The sequence below is a fragment of the Streptococcus suis genome (assembly GCF_002964045.1).
GTDB classification, from domain to species: domain Bacteria; phylum Bacillota; class Bacilli; order Lactobacillales; family Streptococcaceae; genus Streptococcus; species Streptococcus suis_U.
In genome coordinates, this window is record NZ_POPB01000174.1 from 1 (window position 1) to 1,020 (window position 1,020).

1 protein-coding gene is annotated in these 1,020 nt (G+C 43.4%); it reads right to left on the reverse strand.

What is annotated here, in order from left to right:
• Nucleotides 1–1,020, reverse strand: a 1,020-nt coding sequence (locus tag C1E99_RS01130; protein WP_105206351.1) for an IS30 family transposase, incomplete at both ends; no start/stop codon positions are given.

A 1,020-nucleotide genomic window follows, 5' to 3' on the forward strand; every position in this document is an offset into this window, starting at 1 on the left:
TTTAGAGATACCCAGAAGTGTTGCTAATTCCTCACCGTAGGTAAATGTAAAGAGTTCATAAGCGGATTTTCCGTTGAAAGCAGCTCGTTTGACGCTGTTGACATGCGAACAAATCAGGTTGATGTCCTCCTGTGTCAAGTTGTCAAAAGAACTTCCCTTAGGAAGAATGTCCCTGATAAGTGTATGATTTTTCTCAATTCTCCCCTTCTGGTCAGAACGATTGGGGTCACAGAAGAATAGCTTTGATTCTCCGCGAACATCCATTTCGATGTCGTCCACTCTAGCGAACTCACCACCATTATCGGTCAGAATGACAGGGAATAGTTCGCAGAAGTCCTTCTCTTTCTGATGCAGGTCGTTCTTGATAACGTAGAGGTGTTTAGCGACTTCATTGGCCGTTTTGTTGTCAAGTAATCGAGCGAAGATAAAGTTACAGAAGGATAGATTAAAGGTGAGAAGCACCTTTCCTCCAATCCTTCCAGTCACGGTGTCCATTTCCAGCCAATAGCTGATGCCTTCTTTAGTAAGAAAGCGTTGGAAGTCCTCGTAGGACCGTCCTTCTTTGACTTTTTTAGGAATAGGAGGAAGATCTCTGGTTCTCCGTTTTCTGAATTTCACGACACGGGGGAAATCAATAGGTTTAGTGGACAGATACCCTTTTTCAAGGTATCTGTAGATAGAAGCTCTGGATACCGAAAGTTCGTTTGAGGCGATGATGTGGTTGAGATGTTGTCCCTTTTGGATGGCTGAAGAGACAATCTCGTCCATGCGGTAGAATTCTTCCTTGTTTAGGGCAATGCCTGTTCTCGAATCTGATAGCTTAGCTTCATAATCAAGCTGAGCTCTTTTGGAATAGTAGAACTGTTTCTGGTATCCACAATTGATTCTCTTTTTCGGACAGGCATTACAAACGTAGGGAGCCTTTTTGAGCAGAGGGCAGGCCTCACAATTGGAAGTACTAGAGTTCTCTTTCACCACTCTATTTCTCCGAACTTCTTTTGAGATTGTGGACGGATCTTT